The sequence below is a fragment of the Gemmatimonadota bacterium genome, from assembly GCA_026702745.1.
Classification (GTDB): Bacteria; JAAXHH01; JAAXHH01; order JAAXHH01; family JAAXHH01; genus JAAXHH01.
In genome coordinates, this window is the sequence record JAPPBT010000065.1 from 181605 (window position 1) to 198858 (window position 17254).

The 17254-nt window shown below is 63.3% G+C and carries 15 protein-coding genes; 3 read left to right on the forward strand and 12 right to left on the reverse strand.

All coding sequences use genetic code 11. The features are described from left to right. The first annotated feature begins 13 nt into the window (after positions 1–13). Positions 14–2656 carry a GH116 family glycosyl-hydrolase gene (locus OXH56_10860; protein MCY3555811.1) on the forward strand — a complete coding sequence of 881 codons (2643 nt, stop codon included), beginning with the start codon at positions 14–16 and terminating at the stop codon, positions 2654–2656. A gap of 79 nt (positions 2657–2735) precedes the next feature. On the opposite strand, the gene OXH56_10865 is transcribed toward OXH56_10860, so the two are convergent. Further along, positions 2736–5117: a tetratricopeptide repeat protein gene (locus OXH56_10865; protein MCY3555812.1), complete on the reverse strand. Its 2382-nt coding sequence runs from the start codon at positions 5115–5117 to the stop codon at positions 2736–2738. Between the two features lie 110 nt (positions 5118–5227). Continuing rightward, positions 5228–7996 (reverse strand): hypothetical protein, encoded by a 2769-nt coding sequence (locus tag OXH56_10870; protein MCY3555813.1) that lies wholly within the window; start codon positions 7994–7996, stop codon positions 5228–5230. Between the two features lie 172 nt (positions 7997–8168). On the opposite strand from OXH56_10870, the gene OXH56_10875 reads away from it, so the two are divergent. Then, entirely contained in the window at positions 8169–9068 is a 900-nt protein-coding gene (locus OXH56_10875; GenBank protein MCY3555814.1) for a M14 family metallopeptidase, read from the forward strand. Between the two features lie 27 nt (positions 9069–9095). Here OXH56_10875 and OXH56_10880 read toward each other — a convergent pair whose 3' ends face one another. The 3 genes from OXH56_10880 to OXH56_10890 form a co-directional block, all read right to left on the reverse strand. Beyond that, positions 9096–9332 (reverse strand): hypothetical protein, encoded by a 237-nt coding sequence (locus tag OXH56_10880; protein ID MCY3555815.1) that lies wholly within the window; start codon positions 9330–9332, stop codon positions 9096–9098. Between the two features lie 147 nt (positions 9333–9479). Further along, the gene (locus OXH56_10885) at positions 9480–9767 is read right to left on the reverse strand and encodes a HigA family addiction module antitoxin (protein ID MCY3555816.1); all 288 of its coding nucleotides are present in this window, start codon (positions 9765–9767) and stop codon (positions 9480–9482) included. Between the two features lie 15 nt (positions 9768–9782). After that, positions 9783–10061 (reverse strand): type II toxin-antitoxin system RelE/ParE family toxin, encoded by a 279-nt coding sequence (locus tag OXH56_10890; GenBank protein ID MCY3555817.1) that lies wholly within the window; start codon positions 10059–10061, stop codon positions 9783–9785. Between the two features lie 220 nt (positions 10062–10281). Between OXH56_10890 and OXH56_10895 the strand changes: the two genes are divergently transcribed. Then, positions 10282–11634 (forward strand): FAD-dependent oxidoreductase, encoded by a 1353-nt coding sequence (locus tag OXH56_10895; GenBank protein MCY3555818.1) that lies wholly within the window; start codon positions 10282–10284, stop codon positions 11632–11634. Positions 11635–11715: 81 nt separating this feature from the next. Here the strand turns inward: OXH56_10895 and OXH56_10900 are convergent, their stop codons facing one another. The 7 genes from OXH56_10900 to OXH56_10930 form a co-directional block, all read right to left on the reverse strand. Further along, positions 11716–12618, reverse strand: coding sequence for an amino acid ABC transporter permease (locus tag OXH56_10900; protein MCY3555819.1), 903 nt, complete (start codon positions 12616–12618; stop codon positions 11716–11718). Continuing rightward, positions 12615–13373, reverse strand: a complete 759-nt coding sequence (locus tag OXH56_10905) for an amino acid ABC transporter permease (GenBank protein ID MCY3555820.1) — start codon at positions 13371–13373, stop codon at positions 12615–12617. Before OXH56_10905 ends, OXH56_10900 begins: the two co-directional genes overlap by 4 nt. Before the next feature lie 35 nt (positions 13374–13408). After that, entirely contained in the window at positions 13409–14149 is a 741-nt protein-coding gene (locus OXH56_10910; protein ID MCY3555821.1) for an amino acid ABC transporter ATP-binding protein, read from the reverse strand. Between the two features lie 24 nt (positions 14150–14173). After that, positions 14174–14923 carry a creatininase family protein gene (locus tag OXH56_10915; GenBank protein MCY3555822.1) on the reverse strand — a complete coding sequence of 250 codons (750 nt, stop codon included), beginning with the start codon at positions 14921–14923 and terminating at the stop codon, positions 14174–14176. 100 nt (positions 14924–15023) lie between these two features. Then, positions 15024–15347 carry a cupin domain-containing protein gene (locus OXH56_10920; GenBank protein MCY3555823.1) on the reverse strand — a complete coding sequence of 108 codons (324 nt, stop codon included), beginning with the start codon at positions 15345–15347 and terminating at the stop codon, positions 15024–15026. A 74-nt stretch (positions 15348–15421) separates the two neighbouring features. Next, the gene (locus OXH56_10925) at positions 15422–16618 is read right to left on the reverse strand and encodes an alanine--glyoxylate aminotransferase family protein (protein ID MCY3555824.1); all 1197 of its coding nucleotides are present in this window, start codon (positions 16616–16618) and stop codon (positions 15422–15424) included. 84 nt (positions 16619–16702) lie between these two features. After that, a complete protein-coding gene (locus OXH56_10930; GenBank protein ID MCY3555825.1) occupies positions 16703–17230 on the reverse strand; it encodes an SPOR domain-containing protein in 528 nt (175 codons plus the stop codon). Positions 17231–17254: the final 24 nt, after the last annotated feature.

Sequence of the window (17254 nt, forward strand, 5' to 3'; positions counted from 1 at the left end):
GGGACGAACACCTATGACGTGGCCTGTGCTGCACCACTACGACCAGAATCATCTCGCGCGCATCGCCCTGCCCCTGGGCGGCATCGGCACCGGTACGGTTTCCCTGGGCGGGCGGGGCGACCTCCGGGACTGGGAACTGATGAATCGCCCGGCCAAGGGGTTCATTCCCGGACGGGACACCCGTTGTCCTCCTTCCTTCGTACTGTACGCGCGACCTGACGGCGGGGCCGAAGTGACCCGCCTGCTCGAAGGCCCCCTGGAATACTTCGAATACGAAGGCGCCAGCGGGAGTCCCACGGCCAATCACGGACTGCCCCGCTTCGCCCGGTGCACCTTCGACGCGGCCTACCCCTTCGCCCGGGTCCACCTGTCCGACGACGACGTGCCGGTCGAAGTGCGGCTGGAGGCATTCAATCCCCTCATCCCCTGCGACGCCGACCGCAGCGGCCTTCCCGTGGCGGTCCTCCGGTACGTGCTGGCCAACCGGACCGACGTGCCCGTTTCGGCGGCCGTCTGCGGCTCGATCCCCAATTTCATCGGCATGGACGGCACGGACGGGGCCTGCAGCGATAACCGGAACCGTTACCGCGCCGGCGACGGGTACCGCGGGTTGTTCATGGCCTCGAAGGGCGTGGACCGGGAGGCCGCGCAGTGGGGCACGATGGCGCTGGCCACCACGGCGGAGACGGTCAGCTACCGCACCGCCTGGCGGGAGGCCGGCTGGGGTACTCCGCTCCTCGACTTCTGGGACGAATTCAGCACCGGCGGCGTGCTTACGGACCGGGAAGCCGGCAACAACGACCGGCCCATGGCCTCCCTGTCGGCCCGCATCGACCTGGCGCCGGGCGAAACGTCCAGCGTGACCTTCGTGCTGGCCTGGCACTTTCCCAACCGCTATACCTGGACGCCCGCGACGAAGGAGGACCTGACAGTAGGCGGCGATACGGAGACCGACGAAGAAGTAGACGCCTGCTGCGAGGAAGGTGAGGGCTGCTGCGGGGATGGCGGCAACAGCAGTGGTGACAGCCGCGACAACGGCGACTGCTGCGATGACGGCGATGTCTGCTGCGACACGGGCGACCGGATCGGAAACTACTATACGACTCGGTTCGAGGATGCCTGGGACGTGGTGGAGCAGGTTGTACCCGATCTGCAGAACCTGGAAGCGGACACGCTCCGGTTCGTCGAGGCGTTCTGCGGCTCGGACCTGCCGGAGGTGGTCAAGGAAGCGGCCCTGTTCAACCTGAGCACGTTGCGCAGCCAGACCTGCTTCCGCACGCCCGATGGCCGTTTCTACGGTTGGGAGGGCTGCCACGACGCGGCGGGGTGCTGCCTGGGCTCCTGCACCCACGTCTGGAACTACGAGCAGTCCACGGCCTTTCTCTTCGGCGACCTGGCGCAGACCATGCGCGAAGTGGAATTCGCCCACGCCACCGACGAAAACGGGCTGATGAGCTTCCGCGTCTGGCTGCCCCTCGCGCGGGCCCGCCATTTCAATCGTGCGGCGGCGGACGGCCAGATGGGCTGCGTCATGAAGATGTACCGCGAGTGGCAGCTCTCGGGCGACGACGAGCGGCTCAGGGCGCTGTGGCCCGATGTGAAGAATTCGCTGGCCTTCTGCTGGATACCGGGCGGATGGGACGCCGACCGCGACGGCGTCATGGAAGGCTGCCAGCACAATACCATGGACGTGGAATACTTCGGACCCAATCCCCAGATGGAGTTCTGGTACCTAGGCGCGTTGCGCGCCGCGGATGAGATGGCCCGCTACCTGGGGGACGACGACTTCGCCGGTGAATGCCGGGACCTGTACGAGCGCGGCAGCAAGTGGACCGACGCGCATCTCTTCAACGGGGACTACTACGAACACGAGATCCGGACGCCGAGGAGCGCGGATGACGTTGCAGAAGGATTGACCGTCGGCATGGGGCCGAAGGACCTGTCGAACCCGGACTACCAGCTCGGTCCGGGCTGCCTGGTGGACCAGCTCGTCGGCCAGTACATGGCCCATGTCTGCGGCCTGGGATACCTGGCAGACGCCGGCAAGGTCCGCAGGTCGCACGAGAGTATCCTGGCGTACAACAGGCTGAAAGGTTTCCAGCGCCACACCAACGTCATGCGGTCCTACGTCCTCGGCGACGAGTCGGCGCTGCTCATGGCGTCCTACCCGAAGGACCGCCCCGACAATCCCTTCTCTTACTTCACCGAGGTCATGACCGGATTCGAGTACACCGCGGCCATCGGCATGATCTACGAGGGCATGGTCGATGAAGGCCTGGCCTGCATCCAGGATATCCGCAACCGTTACGACGGCCGGCGGCGCAATCCCTTCGACGAGGCCGAGTGCGGACATCACTACGCCCGGGCCATGGCCGCCTGGGCCGCCCACCTCGCCCTGACCGGCTTCCACTACTCGGCGGTCACGAAAACAATGGCCTTGACCGACCAGCCGGGCCGGTATTTCTGGTCGACCGGGTACGCGTGGGGGATGTGCGTGGTGTCGCGTAACGGTGAAGGACTAACGGCCGAACTGAGCGTCCTGCACGGAACACTCAAGCTGTCGCGGCTGCGACTGGGGGATTCGGGCGAGGCGGCACTTGATCCGATGCTTGAATTGGCGGCGGGGGAAGAGCAGACCGTCCAGGTCCTGGGTTAGCGGCCGGACCACCACGCTACCGAACTGGCGCCCGGGCAGCCAACCTTTTCGGGCGCCTCCCCTTCCGCGAAGCCGCCCGCTACGGCTCCACCACCATGAAATTGACGGATTTGGAGACGGCAGCATCTCCGTGGCGGTCCGTCAGCGTCACAGTGAGCACGTACTCCCCGGCTTCGAGGTCCGTGGTGTCCAGAGCCGTGAATTCCGCTTCCTCTTCCGCCTGCCCTGCTCCTTCGAAGAACGACATGACGGTCTGCATGTCTCCGGGACTTCTCGCCCTCCTGTTTCGTAGGGCGGGCATGCCCTTCGGCGTGATCTCGTATAGCGTCTCGTAGGAAGTCCGTCCGCCTTCGTCCATCTTCAGGTTGTACACCTCGTAGTACACGTACACAAGGTGTCCTCGCGGGTACAGCCGCCCCGGATTGGGCACGACGTCCAGTCCTCTGCGCACGAAGGGACCGGGATTCGCCGCGGGCGTGATGGCCGTTGAAAGCTTGAGATCGCTGATGAGCAGGCCGCCTCCGCTGTAGTCCGAGAAAGACACGGACTTCTTGTAAACCCCGATCCGCTTCGTGGCTTCGTCCCGCATTTCCACGGCGGCTGTGAACACGCCCGACGGCGTCGTCAGATCCGCGGCCAGCGTAAAGGCCGCTCCCTGAAGCTCCTGGTTACCCGCTTGCCGATCGGGCCGGTCTATAGGGCCGAACCGGTACGCACGGGATAGGGCTGGCGTCTGTAACGAATCGCGCAGGGTGACCAGGTTGTTCAGCCAGGTCCGGTCCCCTTTATCGTCGGTAAGGTCGCCGAACTGCCAGACCGGAATGCTGTAGGTGAGATCCACTTCGGTTGATCCGCCTTCGCCACGAAAGGACACCGCGTCGAAGGCAAACTCGAGGCGTTCACCACCGAAGTCATGAGTGTAGACCTCGGGACTGCGGGCGATCAGTTCGGTGGCGCGTTGACTGGGGTGGAACCGGTCCTGGCGGACCATATTCCGGGTGAAGTTGCTGACGGCCTTGAGCGGATAGTCGAATTTCCCATCCTTCAACGTGTCCACGAAGAACAGTTCCAGGTCGTGCAGGACATATACCCAGCTTTCCACCACGTATCCGGGCTGGGTCTCCATTTCCCTCCGCGCGTTGATCCAGGCGCCTTCCACAGCGGTTACCACCGGGGCGGCTTCCATCAAAGGGAATGGTGACTCGCTGTCATGAAGCTGCAGCCTGTAGCCGGTCAGGAGGTTCTTTTCGCGGATCGCGTCCACGGCCGGGTTTCCGGTAAGCATGTGGGGGATTTCCGGGTCTTCATAGTGGCGGAACACGAACCGCCGCCGGTCGTCCGGCGCGCCATAGCGGATATAGATTTCACCGCGGCGGTCATAGGGTTGCTGCCCCCCGGAGAAATGAACCCGAGCGTACATGACACGGCGGTAGTGCTCGACCAGGCGTTCGTTTGCTATCGTAGCCGGGTTCGAATCCCGCTCGTTCCAGAAGGCGCGCCACAGGGAATCGCGTTCCGGCCCGGTCGCTGCTTTCCAGGTATGCAGTTCCTCTCGCGGTGCGACATGGCGCAGATCCCGGTATACCGCCCGTTCATCGGCGTCCAGCAGGGCGACATAGTCTTCCAGGGCCTCGTGCAATTGCCCGAACTGTTCCTCTGAGCCAAGGGACAGCACTTCGAATTGCGCCAGCATGGTACGGACCCTGACCGGCACGTCCTCACCCAGTTGCCATACCAGTCCTCTGAGCTGTTTGACCCCAAGGTCGTAACGTTCGGAACGATGATTCACGTCGGCGAAACGCAGCAGCGATTCGTCGTGATCCGGATTGACGCGATATTGATACATAAACGCGGCGATCGCCTTTTCGTGTTCCGGCTCTGGCGGACTGTCGTAACAACGACCGAGCTGGAAGTAGGCGTCGGGGTGCGAGGGGTTCAGTTCGATAGTTTTCTGGAAATGCCTCCTCCCGTCCTTTTCGCTGCCGATCAACCTGCTCGTCCGGACCTGGTCCATGTAGGTCATGCCCAGGTAGTAGTGGATATCCGCGTCATCGGGATCCGCCTCGATGGCGTTCCGCAGTGCCTTTCGGGCGTCGAGTCGCCGGTTGGGGAAGCGCATGTACACCATGGCCATGCCGACATGGCCGGGCGCCCAGTGCTTGTCCAGCTGTGTGGTCCGTCTGAATGCCTTCAACGCTTCATCCTCGTTTCCGAGGGCCAACCAGGCCATACCGAGCCAGTAACGGGCCGGCGCCGATCTTCCTTCGTCGCGCACCGCCTGTTGGAGGAGTGGCAGGGCTTCGTCGAATCGACCCTGTTGGTAAAGGGATTTGCCGGCTTCGAGGGGGGTTTCCAGGGAGGAAGGACTTTCAACAGATTCCGGTTGGCCGGCAGCGGGCTGTGATGCCACTTCCAGCGTCATCGTGCACGCGGCAATCATCAGCAGGATACGAACGCACATGCCGGTACCGCCCTGAGTAGGAATGCTGTTCCGGGATGAAGGTGACGAACCAGTCTCCGGTGGCTGTATACTCAAATTAACCATATAGAACCGGCTCACCAAGCCATGTTTTACCGAACCTCGGCCTTTCGCCGAACCTCGGCCAGCAGGCCCGGCACCCCGAAGAACAGCAGGCTGAGGGTCGAGGGGTTCATGTCGATGGATCCGCGCTTGCGGGGATCTTTGCTCCAGTCCTGCGCGTCGATGAGCATTTCCAGGATCTTCAGTCCGGTCTCCAGGTAGCGGTGGTCGCCCGTCAAACGATGGGCGTAGCCCAGGTGCCGGCAGAGGATCCCGCCGTAATGCTCCTTGAGTGGCCGGTCGGACGCGAAAGTGTCCGGAAAGCCGCAGAACCAGTCCACACCCCGTCGGTAGGTCTCGGCCACGTCCTCCCTGCCGGTCATCCGGTGCATCAACTCCAGGCCGATCATCAGGTAATGGGTCTGGTAACCCTTCTGTTCCTTGTAGGGCAGGTCGCGGATCATGCGGGAGAACGGGCCGCCGAGGCCCCTGAACTCGTCATCGGTGAAGGGTGCGGTCGTACCCGTTTCAACGGCCAGCGTCGTGCCTTCCGTGGCCATGCCGTAGGGTAGTTGTTTCGGCAGTCTGTCCGGTGTCGAGACCTGGAAGCGCTTGTACCAGCTCCCGTCTTCATTCTGTCCCCGGGCGACTACGGTATATACTTCCTCGGCTCGGCGCAGGTAGCGGTCCTCGCTCGTGGCCTCGTATACGTGAAGCAGTCCGCGCAACACATTGGCCATGGACCGCAGGCTGAAGCTGTAGGCCGGGTCTTCGGTCCACCGGTAACGCAGGAAGAACGCGCCGGCTTCACGCAGGACTTCGAGGGTCCTGCCGTCGCCGGTCAGATAGTAATGGTCGATCCAGTTGTCGATGAAGGTGTGGGAGGCGCAGGGCTCGTCGCTGAAGTGATCGACGCCGTGGCGGTAGCAGCCGCCGACCATGTACGGCCGGAAGGGGTGCCAGTGGCACGTGTCCACGTCCATTGAATGGCGGGTCATGGCCTCGGCCAGCGCGAAGTAACGCGGATCAGCCGTGCGCTGGTACTGGATCCAGACCGCGTGGCGGGGGTCCCACTCGCTGTTGCACCAGCCCCAGCGGCCCTGGGACTTCCAGTCGTCCTCGGCCTCGTCCCACGTCGCCCGGACGTCGCCGTAGTCCAGGTAGCCGTACCAGCGTCCGAGCCGGATGTTGCGCGCCAGCCAGTCCGCGAAACCTGTCAGCATGCGCTCCGCGGCGGGGATCATCTCTGGCGAGATCATCGGCGTCACATCGGATTTCGGTCGACGCTTCCACTCCGGGCTTGAAACCGCTCGCCGCTCCTGCTCCGGACTCGACTCCGGTAGACCTTCTCGCTCCCGTTCCGACTCCGCCGGAATCCCCTGTTTATCGGCGTCAACCGAGGTGGAAACCGCAAAGCCTCCTGCGGCCCCGCATCGGTCCATCCACTCGGGCGAGACCGATACGTGAGGCTGCGACAGGGCGCATCGAAGCGTTTCGACCGCCTCTTCGCGGCGATCGGCCTCGAAGTACAGGACGTAGCACTCGGTTGTTTTCGCTATTCCGGTCCCGTCGGCATACACCCCCTCTCCCTCGTGCCAGGCGACCTCTTCGGCATACCGTGCCAGTGAGAGACGGCCACCGTCCGGGTCGTGGCGCGCGTACACAGTCATACGGCCGTCACCGGTCAATTCGACGGCTCGCGGGTATTCCTCGGCCATGTTCCGGCATGCGACGCCCACGCCGGACGTCCCGTCACTGAGGGTCGCCCAACCTTCGCACGCTTCATCTTCGTCGATGGTGCTTTCCGTCCCAGGCCGCCCGTGCATCACCTGCACCTGGTTATCCTTCTTCTGCGCGACGCGCAGCCGCTCGCCGTGATCGAGCGTGCCTGTTACGATGCCGTTCAGTCCGTAGGCGTAGTCCAGACCGGATCCGTTGAAGGGGGCGGGAACATCCAGGGCGAGGTCTTCTATTTCCACTTCCCGTGGATTGCAGGTGAAGACGTGGGTCTGAAGGATCCGCAGAAACGCCTGTCCGGCATAGGCGTGGATCCGGGTGATACACCGAACCGGCCGGTAGCCGCCGTAGTGATGCATGGGGAGGTCGGCCTCCAGCGCGCTCTCAAGGCGGATCACTGTGCGCAGCGGACCCCGTTCCTCGACGGCTACTGAATAGGAGTCACCGGCCAGCGATGCCCTGCACAGGCCGCCCGGACCGTACAACCGGCGTGCCAGCCGCCCGTCTGAAGCGCTTTCACTGATCCGGGCCCAGGCATCGCCGGCCTTGTCCCGGCCGCATTCCGCGTGGGCCGGATCGCCGTGAGCCGGCTCGCTGTGCCGCGCATCGCCATGCTGTGCATTGCCATGCCGCGCATCGTCATGCTGCACATCACCGAGCGAGACGAAATGGAAGAGGCGGTATCGATGGCGGTCGATACTGAATCGCAGGACGCCCGTGTCCACGTGGAGGTCGTTTTCGGTTTCTTCGACCCGTACGGAAGGGTTGGTGGTGGAATTGCAGGTGGTGGGCTGCCTGGGTGCCGGCGCTTCTTCGACCATCCCATCCGTTAGGTGGTAGGTCGTTCTCCCGGCTGAGCCGGTATTCGCCTGAAAATCAACGAGCACCCACTTCACCGATCCGTCCACCCAGCGGCCGAGTACCCGGAACTGGGCCGGGACGCGATCGCCATTGGGATCCAAGACGGCCAGACCTTCCGTTCCGCGCAGCATGCCCCCAGGCATGGGTATGCCTCGCGTAACCGGCCAGAGCGCCGGTTGCCGTTCCAGGTCATGGGAATACGTAAGGGGGATCGATATCATGCCGTTTGTGGGCATCGCTTGATCAGGACCTGCCTCGTCCCTATATTCTGGCGCACCGAGACGCACCGAGACGCACCGAGACGCACCGAGACGCACCGAGACGCACTGAATATGGGAAGCCGTCGCGGTCAGTAAACCGGGTTACACTCAAATATAATCCAAGGAGAACGCCATGTCAGGCCCCGTCAAGTTGAAGTCCGTTGCCATAACCGGGAAGGCGCCCGGCCCGAAACTGCTCATACTCGGGGGCATACACGGCGACGAGTTCGAATCCATGTGGGCCATACGGCGGCTGAAGGAGGCCCTGGATCCCGATGAACTCCGCGGCACGGTCACCCTGGTCCCCGTCGTCAACGAGGCGGCCTACTGGCGCGGCCAGCGTACCGCGGAGGACGGCCTTGACTTGGCCCGGACCTGTCCCGGACGGGCAGACGGCACCATCACCGAACGGATCGCACACGCGGTCAGCGCGATGATCCGCGAGGCCGACTACCTCATCGACCTGCACAGCGGCGGACTGATCTCGAGGTTTTACCCAACGGTGGGTTACATGCTGCACGCCGACGCCGACGTCCTGGTGCGGCAGCGGGAGATGGCCCGGGCTTTCAACATGCCGGTCGTCTGGGGCACCTACGCGGGACACGATGGCCGCACGCTCTCCATCGCCCGGGACGCCGGCATTCCCGCGATTTATTCGGAATGGATGGGTGCGGGCGACTGCGACCCCGAGGGCGTCGAAGGCTATTACGAAGGGTGCTTGAACGTCATGGGCGTGCTGGGCATGATCGAACGCGACCAGCCGCCGTCGAACATAAAGCACACGGTGGAGGACGACCGGGAAGGCGCGGGACACATCCAGCTGAACTATCCGGCGCCCTTTTCCGGCTTCTTCGAACCCTGGGTAGAACTGATGGACCGCGTCGAGCCCGGTGATGGATTCGGGGTGGTTACCGACCTGCTGGGTGACCGGAGGGAAGAGATCGTTTCCACCCAGTCCGGCCACGTGCTGGTGCTGCGAACCTTCAACCGCGTCCACGAGGGTGAGACGATCGCGGCGGTGCTGGAGGTCTGAGCGATTCAGATTAGAGGAGAGATTGAGTCATACAGCCATCAATAGCTCAGTAAGGTTACGCCCTATAGTCGGGGGAGGCAGTTCCTTGTTTTCTTGCTGTGCGATCTCAAGCCATTCGTCGACGATTTGGCAAAGTTGGCGGTAAACTTCGATTTCCTCGTCACCGTGGCAGCAGGGACCGATAATTCCAGGGCAATAGCCGATGTAACACTCATCCTCATTCGACCACTCGACGATTTTAATGTAGCGCGCGCTCTTTGTCATTTGAGCGACTCCCGGGTTGCGACAACTTCAAACCATCCCGAGCAATTGGAGGTCTTGTTTGATCTGAATAGCCAGAATGTCTCAGACTGCGGCAAAGAGTTCGTCCGCAAGAATCGGCCGTTTTTTACCAGGGATCTTGAGAAAATCCTACCGCGGCTTATAGCGTTCGACCCTGATCTGGTCTTCGTTCTTGCGTGCCTGCGCGAGGTTGAAGTTGGCCTGGCGACGAAGCCAGAATTCGGCATTCGACCATCCTGCCTTTTCCAGGCGAATGGCCATCTCGGCTGTTACAGCTGAATGGCCATTCAACAGCCGTGAAAGCGTGTGACGTGAGACATCGAGAATCCGTGCCGCTTCGGTGATGTTTAGGCCAAATGGGTCCAGGCAGTTCTGTCTGATGCTGTGACCGGGATGCGACGGGTTATTCATGGCCATATTGCCTGCCCCTTTCTAGTGGTAGTCGACCAGATCAACATCGTGGACGTTTTCCTTTTCAAATCGGAAAATGATTCTCCAGTTTGCAGAAACAGATACACTCCAAAACTCCTTCAAACTGCCCTTCAGTGGATGTAGTCGATACCCTGGTAGATCGAGATCGGATGGTTTGGTGGCAGCATCAAGGTCTGAAAGAATGTGTGTAATCTTTCTCACAAGGTCGGTTCGGATTCCTTTTGCAGAACCGTAATCATATAACCGTTTTAGACCACGATTTCGAAACGATATAATCACTGGAAACGTAGTGGAGTTAGATGTACTGTGTCAATGCCAATCCTATCAGAATGAATAGGCTATTCGATGTCCGAGTTACTTGACGCAGAAGTTTTCTACGCCTTATCCTGTAACGGTCGAAGTTCGCTCCTGAAACCTCGTCTAATTTCTGGTGGAGTTTCCTCGCGGCTATCTTTAGTTATCTTTCCCTGAAGCGGTTGTCGTGACACAGAAACCTCCCATGATCCGTGACTCCTACTGGCTGGACATGCCCTACACGCCCTCCAATCCCCTGTCCGGGGACCTGGACGTGGACGTCGTCGTGATCGGCGGTGGCGTGACGGGAGTGACCGGCGCCCTGTTCCTGGCCGAGGGCGGCGCGCGCGTGGCGGTACTCGAGCGGCGGGAGATCGCCTCGGGCGCGACGGGCCGCAACGGGGGGTTCATGCTGGCCGGGACTCACGAGTACTACGCCGAGGCCGTGGAGGAACTGACGGACCTGTACGGCCCGGACGGCAGGAGGCTGGCGCGGGAGGCGTGGACGATCGCCCTCGAGAACCACGATCTCATGGCCGGTCTCATGAAAAAGTACGACATACAATGCGACTACTACCGGCACGGCAGCTACGTAATCGCGATGAAACGGCCGGACCGCGGTTCTCACCAGAATCCGCTGGAACGCATTGTTCAATCGTACAACCTACTCCAGGAGGATGGATTCGAGGTGGCCTACCTGGACGAGGAGGAACTCTACGAGATCAAGCGAAGTCCGCTCCTGGCGGGTGCCCTGCGGAACAAGTTCGACGGCGAACTCCACCCGGTCAAATACGTGCGTGGTCTCGCGGCCGCCGCGCGGGGGCTGGGCGTCCTGTGCTTCGAAAATACGCCGGTCACCGGGGTCGAACGGAAAGACCGCAGACTGCACGTGCATACGCCGGGTGGAAGGATCCGGACGCAACACGTGCTCCTCGGAATGAACGCCTACACCCCGCAACTCGATGCGCGGTACGAGCGGCGCATCATCCCCCACCGGGGGCAGGTCTTCACGACGGAACCAGTGTCCGAGCGGCTGTTCAACGGCGTCTTCTATGCCAACGATGGCTGGGAATTCTGGCGGCAGCTGCACGACGGGCCATGGGAGGGCGGCCGGCTGCTATTCGGCGGGGGCAGGAATCACCACATCCGCGCCGAGCGGGGATTCCACTTCCTGCGGCGCCGAAGCCGGCCGGGCCAGCCGGTCCGGACGTACCGGGGGTACAAGGAGCGCCCCACGCGGGCGGTGCAGCGGACGAACGACCGGGCGTTCAACGGCGCCTTCCCCCACCTGGCCGCCCTCGGCCGCTCCCACCGCTGGGGCGGCGTCATGGGCTTTTCCTACGACAGCAGCCCCTTCGTCGGCGAGACGGAAACGCCGGGCGTCCACATCGTCGCCGGATTCACGGGCCGGGGCAATGCCTACGCCACGGTGGCGGCGCGCATGCTCAGCGACCGGCTGCTGGGCAAGCCCGCAACCCTGGAGCGCCAGTTCGATACGGTGAAGCGGGTTTTCGATCCATTGCGCGGCGGGATCGACGCGGAAAACCGGCGCCGGTAAACCCGCGGCCACCCATCGCCTCCTTCTAATCACTCGCAGTGGAAGTCGGCATTCATCGGCCGGGCACCGGCGTGTCCAGTGCTACGCGAACTGGTGAAAGTGCCGGGTCATGCGCCGTTCCACCTGCCTAAGCAGGATGGAAAGGGACAGGCAGAGCAGGAAGTACACGAAGGCCACCAGCAGCCACACCTCGAAGAGCAGCCCGCTCGAATTGGCGATTTCCGAGCCGACGAAGGTCAGTTCCTGGACGGAGATGAGGGAGACGATGGACGAATCCTTCACCAGGGAGATGTACTGGCCCGTCAGCGGCGGTGCGATGCGGGCCAGCGCCTGGGGAAAGATGACGAACCGGTAGCGGTCCAGGACCGGTATGCCCAGGCTTTCCCCGGCCTCCCACTGGCCGCGGGGTATGGCGGCCAGGCCAGCCCGGACGACTTCGGCGATGTACGCGGCGCTGATGAAGGATATGCACAGCACGCCGGAGACCAGGTTCTCCCAGAGCGCCGGGGGGCCGAAGAGGAAGCGCTGCCATCCCGTAGCTTCCTCCGCGGGCCGGCTGAACAGGGCGTCCAGGCCCAGCAGGGGCATCAACTGGCTGCTGATGAAGAAGTAGAAGATGAAGATGAACACCAGGGGCGGGATGTTGCGCAGGATCTGGATGTAGGTCCCGCAGAACATGCACAGCGTGCGCCCCCCGGCGTACCTGCCCACACCGATCAGCACGCCCAGTATGCTGGCCAATACCGCCCCCCAGAGACTGAGCCGCAGGGTCGCGTAGATCCCCGTCAGGAAAAAGGGCGTCTCGCCGGCGTCGCCGGTGGCAAAGACGGTCGAAAGCGCCTGGGGCCAGTCCCAGCGGTACGCCACGCCGATGGCCGAACGGTACCACATCCAGCCGGCCGCCGCGATCAATCCCACCAGCAGGATCCCGTCCAGCCGATTGAGCCGGAACCGGCTTTTCCTTTGACCGATCGTCGACGTCATGCGCCCGCCCTTCGCCGTTCGGCCATGGCCGCCGCGGTGGAAAGGGCCAGGGTCACGGCCAGGTAGATCGCGGCCACGGTCAGCCAGATCTCGAAGGTCAGGAAGGTGTCCGCGATGAGGTTCCGGCCCTGCGTGGTGAGATCGAAGATGGCGATGACGCTGACGATCGAGGAGTTCTTCACGAGCGATACCGCCTCGTTGGTGAGCGGCGGCAGCATGTTCCGGAGCACCTGTGGCAGGATGACATACCGGTAATTGTCGAGGCGCGTCAGTCCCAGGCTATCCCCCGCCTCGACCTGCCCCCGGGGGATGGCCCGCAGGCCGGCCCGGAAGATCTCGGACGTATAGGCGCCCTGGAACGCGGCGAGGCACGCGATCGCCGTCGTGGTCTGTCCCCATCCGAGGATCGGGCCGAGTACGAAGTACATTACGTAGAGCTGGATCAACAGGGGGGTATTGCGGATCAGTTCCAGGTACCCGCGGGCGAGTCCGCGCCCGACCACGGAGGAAGACAGCCGCAGGAGCGCGGTCGCGAGCCCGATGACGAGGGTCAGGATGAGGCTGAGGACGGATATTTCGAGGGTGACGAACAGGCCCTGGACCAGCGGACCGGCGGCCCAGGCGCCGTTTTCAGACGTGAACAGGAAGTCGTCGACCCGGTACCACTGCCAACGGTAGTTGATGTTCTCGGCGCCGCGCATGACCGCGAAGACGAGGATGCCGGCGATGGCTGCCGGCTGGATCCAGTTCGACAACGCATGCCTGACCCACGGCCTGCGGAATAGCCCGATCACGCCGAAGCCTCGTAGTGGAGGATCTGGTTGAGGAAGGCCCGGGTCCGTTCTTCCCTGGGCGCGTCGAAGAAGGCGTCCGGCGCGGCGCTTTCGACGATCTCGCCGTGGTCCATGAAGACGACCCGGTCGGAGACCTTGCGGGCGAAACCCATTTCGTGGGTCACGCAGACCATGGTGATGCCGCTGTCCGTAAGCTCGAAGATCACGTCGAGGACCTCCCGGATCATCTCCGGGTCGAGGGACGACGTGGGTTCGTCGAAAAGCAGGATATCGGGCTGCATGCACAGCGCCCGGGCGATCGCCACGCGTTGCTGCTGCCCCCCGGAAAGCTGGTCGGGGTACTTTTCGGCCTGGTCCCCGATGTGCACGCGCTCGAGGTAGGACAGGGCGGTTTCTTCCGCCTTCTCCTTATCCATCCCGAGATTGCGCATGGGGGCGAGGGCCAGGTTCCGCAGGACGGTCATGTGGGGGAACAGGTTGAAGCTCTGGAACACCATGCCGATCTTCCCGCGCAGTTCGCGGGGAAGCCGCTCGCCCGGTCCCAGCGGGACGCCGTGGACCCGGACCGTGCCCCGGTCGTGGGTTTCCAGCCGGTTGATGCAGCGGATCAGCGTGGACTTGCCCGATCCGGATGGTCCGCAGATGACGACGCACTCGCCTTCGCCGATGCTCAGATCCACGTCCCGGAGCACTTGGAAAGTCCCGAACCACTTGCTTACGTCTTCAAACGCGATAATGGATGGGGTATCGCCAGACACGGATCAGGTGCCCTCGATCATCGCTTTCATCCTGGCCGCGACCCAGTCTACCGCCACGTCGATCATGCCCTGTCCCTTCACGGCGTCGGCGAGCTTGGCCTCGTGGTGGAATTCCCGGTCCTGGGTCGCCCGGTCGGCCTGGGAAATGGTCAGCCTGGCCGAGTCGTAGTCGACGCCTTCCCAGTGGACGTGCCTGGGGAAGGCCGCGTAGGCGAAGGAGGTCTCGAACTCGCTGGCGTGGCCGGGACAGTTGTTCGACTCCATGTACTTTTGGACAATTTCCGGGGTATAGGCTTCCCAGTAGCTGCAGAAGGCGAAATCGACCCCCAGGCGGGACTTGATGTCCTCCAGCGCGGCGTTGACGGGACCGGCGTTCCCGGCGTGGCCGTTGACGGCCAGGATATGGCTGATCCCGCCCCGTTTCATGCTGTCGGCCACGTCGTAGAGGAGTTCCGTGAAGATCTCGGGCCGGGTCGTCAGCGTTCCCTTGTGGTCCATCCAGTGCTCCGACACGCCGATGGCCAGCGGCGTGGTGACCACGACCTCGGGATAGAGCGCCTGCGCGGCGCGTTCGGACACGTGGACGGCGCTGGCGGTGTCGTGGGACATCTCCAGGTGCTCGTTGTGCTGTTCCGTACTGCCCGTGGGGATGAACGCTCCCTTGAGGTTGCCGTCGTAGATCCCCTCGCGGAACTGCCTGCGGGTCATTTTCCAGAGTTGTACGGGCCGGTCTTGGGGTAGGGCGTCGGACATGGAAGTCTCCTGACTGGTTGGGTACTGACCGTGGCGGGTCTTGCTGTGAAAGCCGCGGCGGGCCTCGCCGGTTGATCGGCGCGGACACGGTTTTTCTCGGTTAAGCGTAATCCTCCCGGGGCGGGCTGAAGATGTCGAGGGCGACGGACTTGACCATGACTTCGGTCACGCCGTGTCGCACCCCGCCGGGTATCACGTACTTGTCGCCCGTTTTAATGGTCCGGCTTTCCTCCCCGATGACCATGACGAACTCACCTTCCAGCACCACGCCCAGCTGTTCGTGGGGATGGTCGTGCATGGGCACCTGCGATCCCGGTGTGAGCGTCACGAAGGACATCTGGGCCCGGTCGCCTCCGGCCACGGCGATGCTGACGCCCGGGGCGATGGACTTATTGGACATGTTTTCTTCTTCGACGAAATACATATGCTCCTCCGTCTATGGGCAGGATGCCCGGTTAAAACGATCGTGCGCAATCCGGTCGGACCAGGTCGTTCCGGCTAGCCCGTCCCGGCGTCGGCGTATACGGCACTCGCCGCCGCCACGCCGCTCCCGGCGACTTCGTGACCTTCCGCGCGCAGGGCCTGTTCGAGGGCGCCCAGGCAAAGGATGACGTGATCGCGCTGCGAGGACTGGCCCATGAGCCCCACGCGCCAGGCCTTGCCCTTCAACGGGCCGAGGCCGCCGCCGAGTTCGAGGCCGTAATCCTTCAGCAGGCGGCTCCGCACACCGTCCTCGTCGATCCCTTCCGGGGCCAGGACGGGGTTGATGGTCGGGGCGCGGTGCGGCGGGTCGACGAAGAACGCGAGCCCCATGGCGTCGATCCCCGCCCTGAACGCTTCGTAGTTCGCGGCATGTCGCCGATGGCCGTTCTCCAGCCCTTCCTCGTGGATGAGCACGAGGGCTTCCCGCAAGGCGTAGAACAGGCTCACCGGGGCTGTATGGTGATAGGTCCGGTCGCCGTCCCAGTACGCGTTGATCAGGGAGAGGTCCATGTACCAGTTGTCGACCGGCGTCTTGCGGGCGGCAATGGCCTCGAGCGCGCGGTCGTTGAGCGTAAGAGGCGCCAGGCCCGGCGGCGCGCTCAGGCATTTCTGGCTGCCGGTATAGCAGACGTCGATGCCCCATGCGTCGACCTTGACCGGCGTACCGCCCAGGGAGGCCACGGTGTCGACCAGGACGAGGGCGCCGTGCTCGTGGATGACGGGGATGATCTCTTCGAGGGGCTGCAGCACGCCCGTGGACGTCTCCGCGTGTACGAGGCCCACGACCCTGGGACGGCATCCCTCCAGCGCCTGCCGGACCTGTTCCGGCGTGAACGGCCGCCCCGGTTCGCCTTCGAGACGAATCAACCTGCCGCCGTGGCGCTCGGTCATCTGGGCCATGCGGTCTCCGAAGACGCCGCCCACGCAGATGAGTACCTCGTCACCTGGCTCCACGAGATTGCAGATGCAGGTCTCCATGCCGGCGGATCCCGTGGCGGAGATGGCCAGCGTCATGGCGTTCTCGGTCTGGAACACGTACCGCAGCAGCGCCTTGGTATCGTCCATGACCCCGATGAAATAAGGGTCCAGGTGACCGGTCAGCGGAGCTCCCATGGCCTGGTAGACCCTGGGATGCATGTCGCTCGGCCCGGGCCCCATGAGGACGCGCCGGCCGGGGTCCAGGGGTGCGAATGTATCATGATTCGAGGGCATGCGGTGGTGTTCCCTTCGGTATTGAGGTGCGCCCTTCGGTATTGAGGTGCGCCATTCGGAGCGCAGGTTGACCGGGTTTGTGTGTCAGCGCGTCTTAATCAGGGTCCTGGCCGTCCAGGCATCGACAAACCCCCTGGTTCTCAGCCAGTCACGCAGGATGTCGGCATCGGCCTTTTCCTTGAAGTCGCCCACGCGCACCTTGAAGCTGTTGGATTTCTCATCCACGTAGACGCCATACGACCATTCCGACAACGTTTGCTCCACCTGCTGTAGTGCGGCTTCGGCCGATTCGCGGCTCGTAAACGAATAAAGCTGGACTCTGTATCCCAGGATGGGTTCTGCTACCGTGGCGTTGACGGAGGTTTCGGAAGCCGCTTTGGCCTGATTACCCATCAACGCCCCATCAGGTCGTGACGCGTCGTCATCGGGCGCCTGCGCTTCGGGTTCCTGCGATTCGGGCTCCTGCGCTTCGGGTTGAGGCGCCGGAGGCGAAGTGGCGGGTGCCCGCTGCCCGAGCAGCCACGCGCAGCCCGCCAGATTCATGCCGAACAGAAGACACAATGCCAACAAAGCAACCTGGACTGGCGTTTTCAACGGAAAGTCATACCGCATGATCAGCTCCCATGTTGGCGACGG

Excerpts from the sequence above, each read along its gene's own strand:
- OXH56_10915 (MCY3555822.1), bottom strand. The coding sequence starts at position 14,923 with ATGTCCGACGCCCTACCCCAAGACCGGCCCGTACAACTCTGGAAAATG.
- OXH56_10925 (MCY3555824.1), bottom strand. The coding sequence starts at position 16,618 with ATGCCCTCGAATCATGATACATTCGCACCCCTGGACCCCGGCCGGCGC.
- OXH56_10885 (MCY3555816.1), bottom strand. The coding sequence starts at position 9,767 with ATGGCCATGAATAACCCGTCGCATCCCGGTCACAGCATCAGACAGAAC.
- OXH56_10870 (MCY3555813.1), bottom strand. The coding sequence starts at position 7,996 with ATGATATCGATCCCCCTTACGTATTCCCATGACCTGGAACGGCAACCG.
- OXH56_10875 (MCY3555814.1), top strand. The coding sequence starts at position 8,169 with ATGTCAGGCCCCGTCAAGTTGAAGTCCGTTGCCATAACCGGGAAGGCG.
- OXH56_10880 (MCY3555815.1), bottom strand. The coding sequence starts at position 9,332 with ATGACAAAGAGCGCGCGCTACATTAAAATCGTCGAGTGGTCGAATGAG.
- OXH56_10930 (MCY3555825.1), bottom strand. The coding sequence starts at position 17,230 with ATGCGGTATGACTTTCCGTTGAAAACGCCAGTCCAGGTTGCTTTGTTG.
- OXH56_10900 (MCY3555819.1), bottom strand. The coding sequence starts at position 12,618 with ATGACGTCGACGATCGGTCAAAGGAAAAGCCGGTTCCGGCTCAATCGG.
- OXH56_10920 (MCY3555823.1), bottom strand. The coding sequence starts at position 15,347 with ATGTATTTCGTCGAAGAAGAAAACATGTCCAATAAGTCCATCGCCCCG.
- OXH56_10865 (MCY3555812.1), bottom strand. The coding sequence starts at position 5,117 with ATGTGCGTTCGTATCCTGCTGATGATTGCCGCGTGCACGATGACGCTG.
- OXH56_10895 (MCY3555818.1), top strand. The coding sequence starts at position 10,282 with ATGATCCGTGACTCCTACTGGCTGGACATGCCCTACACGCCCTCCAAT.
- OXH56_10860 (MCY3555811.1), top strand. The coding sequence starts at position 14 with ATGACGTGGCCTGTGCTGCACCACTACGACCAGAATCATCTCGCGCGC.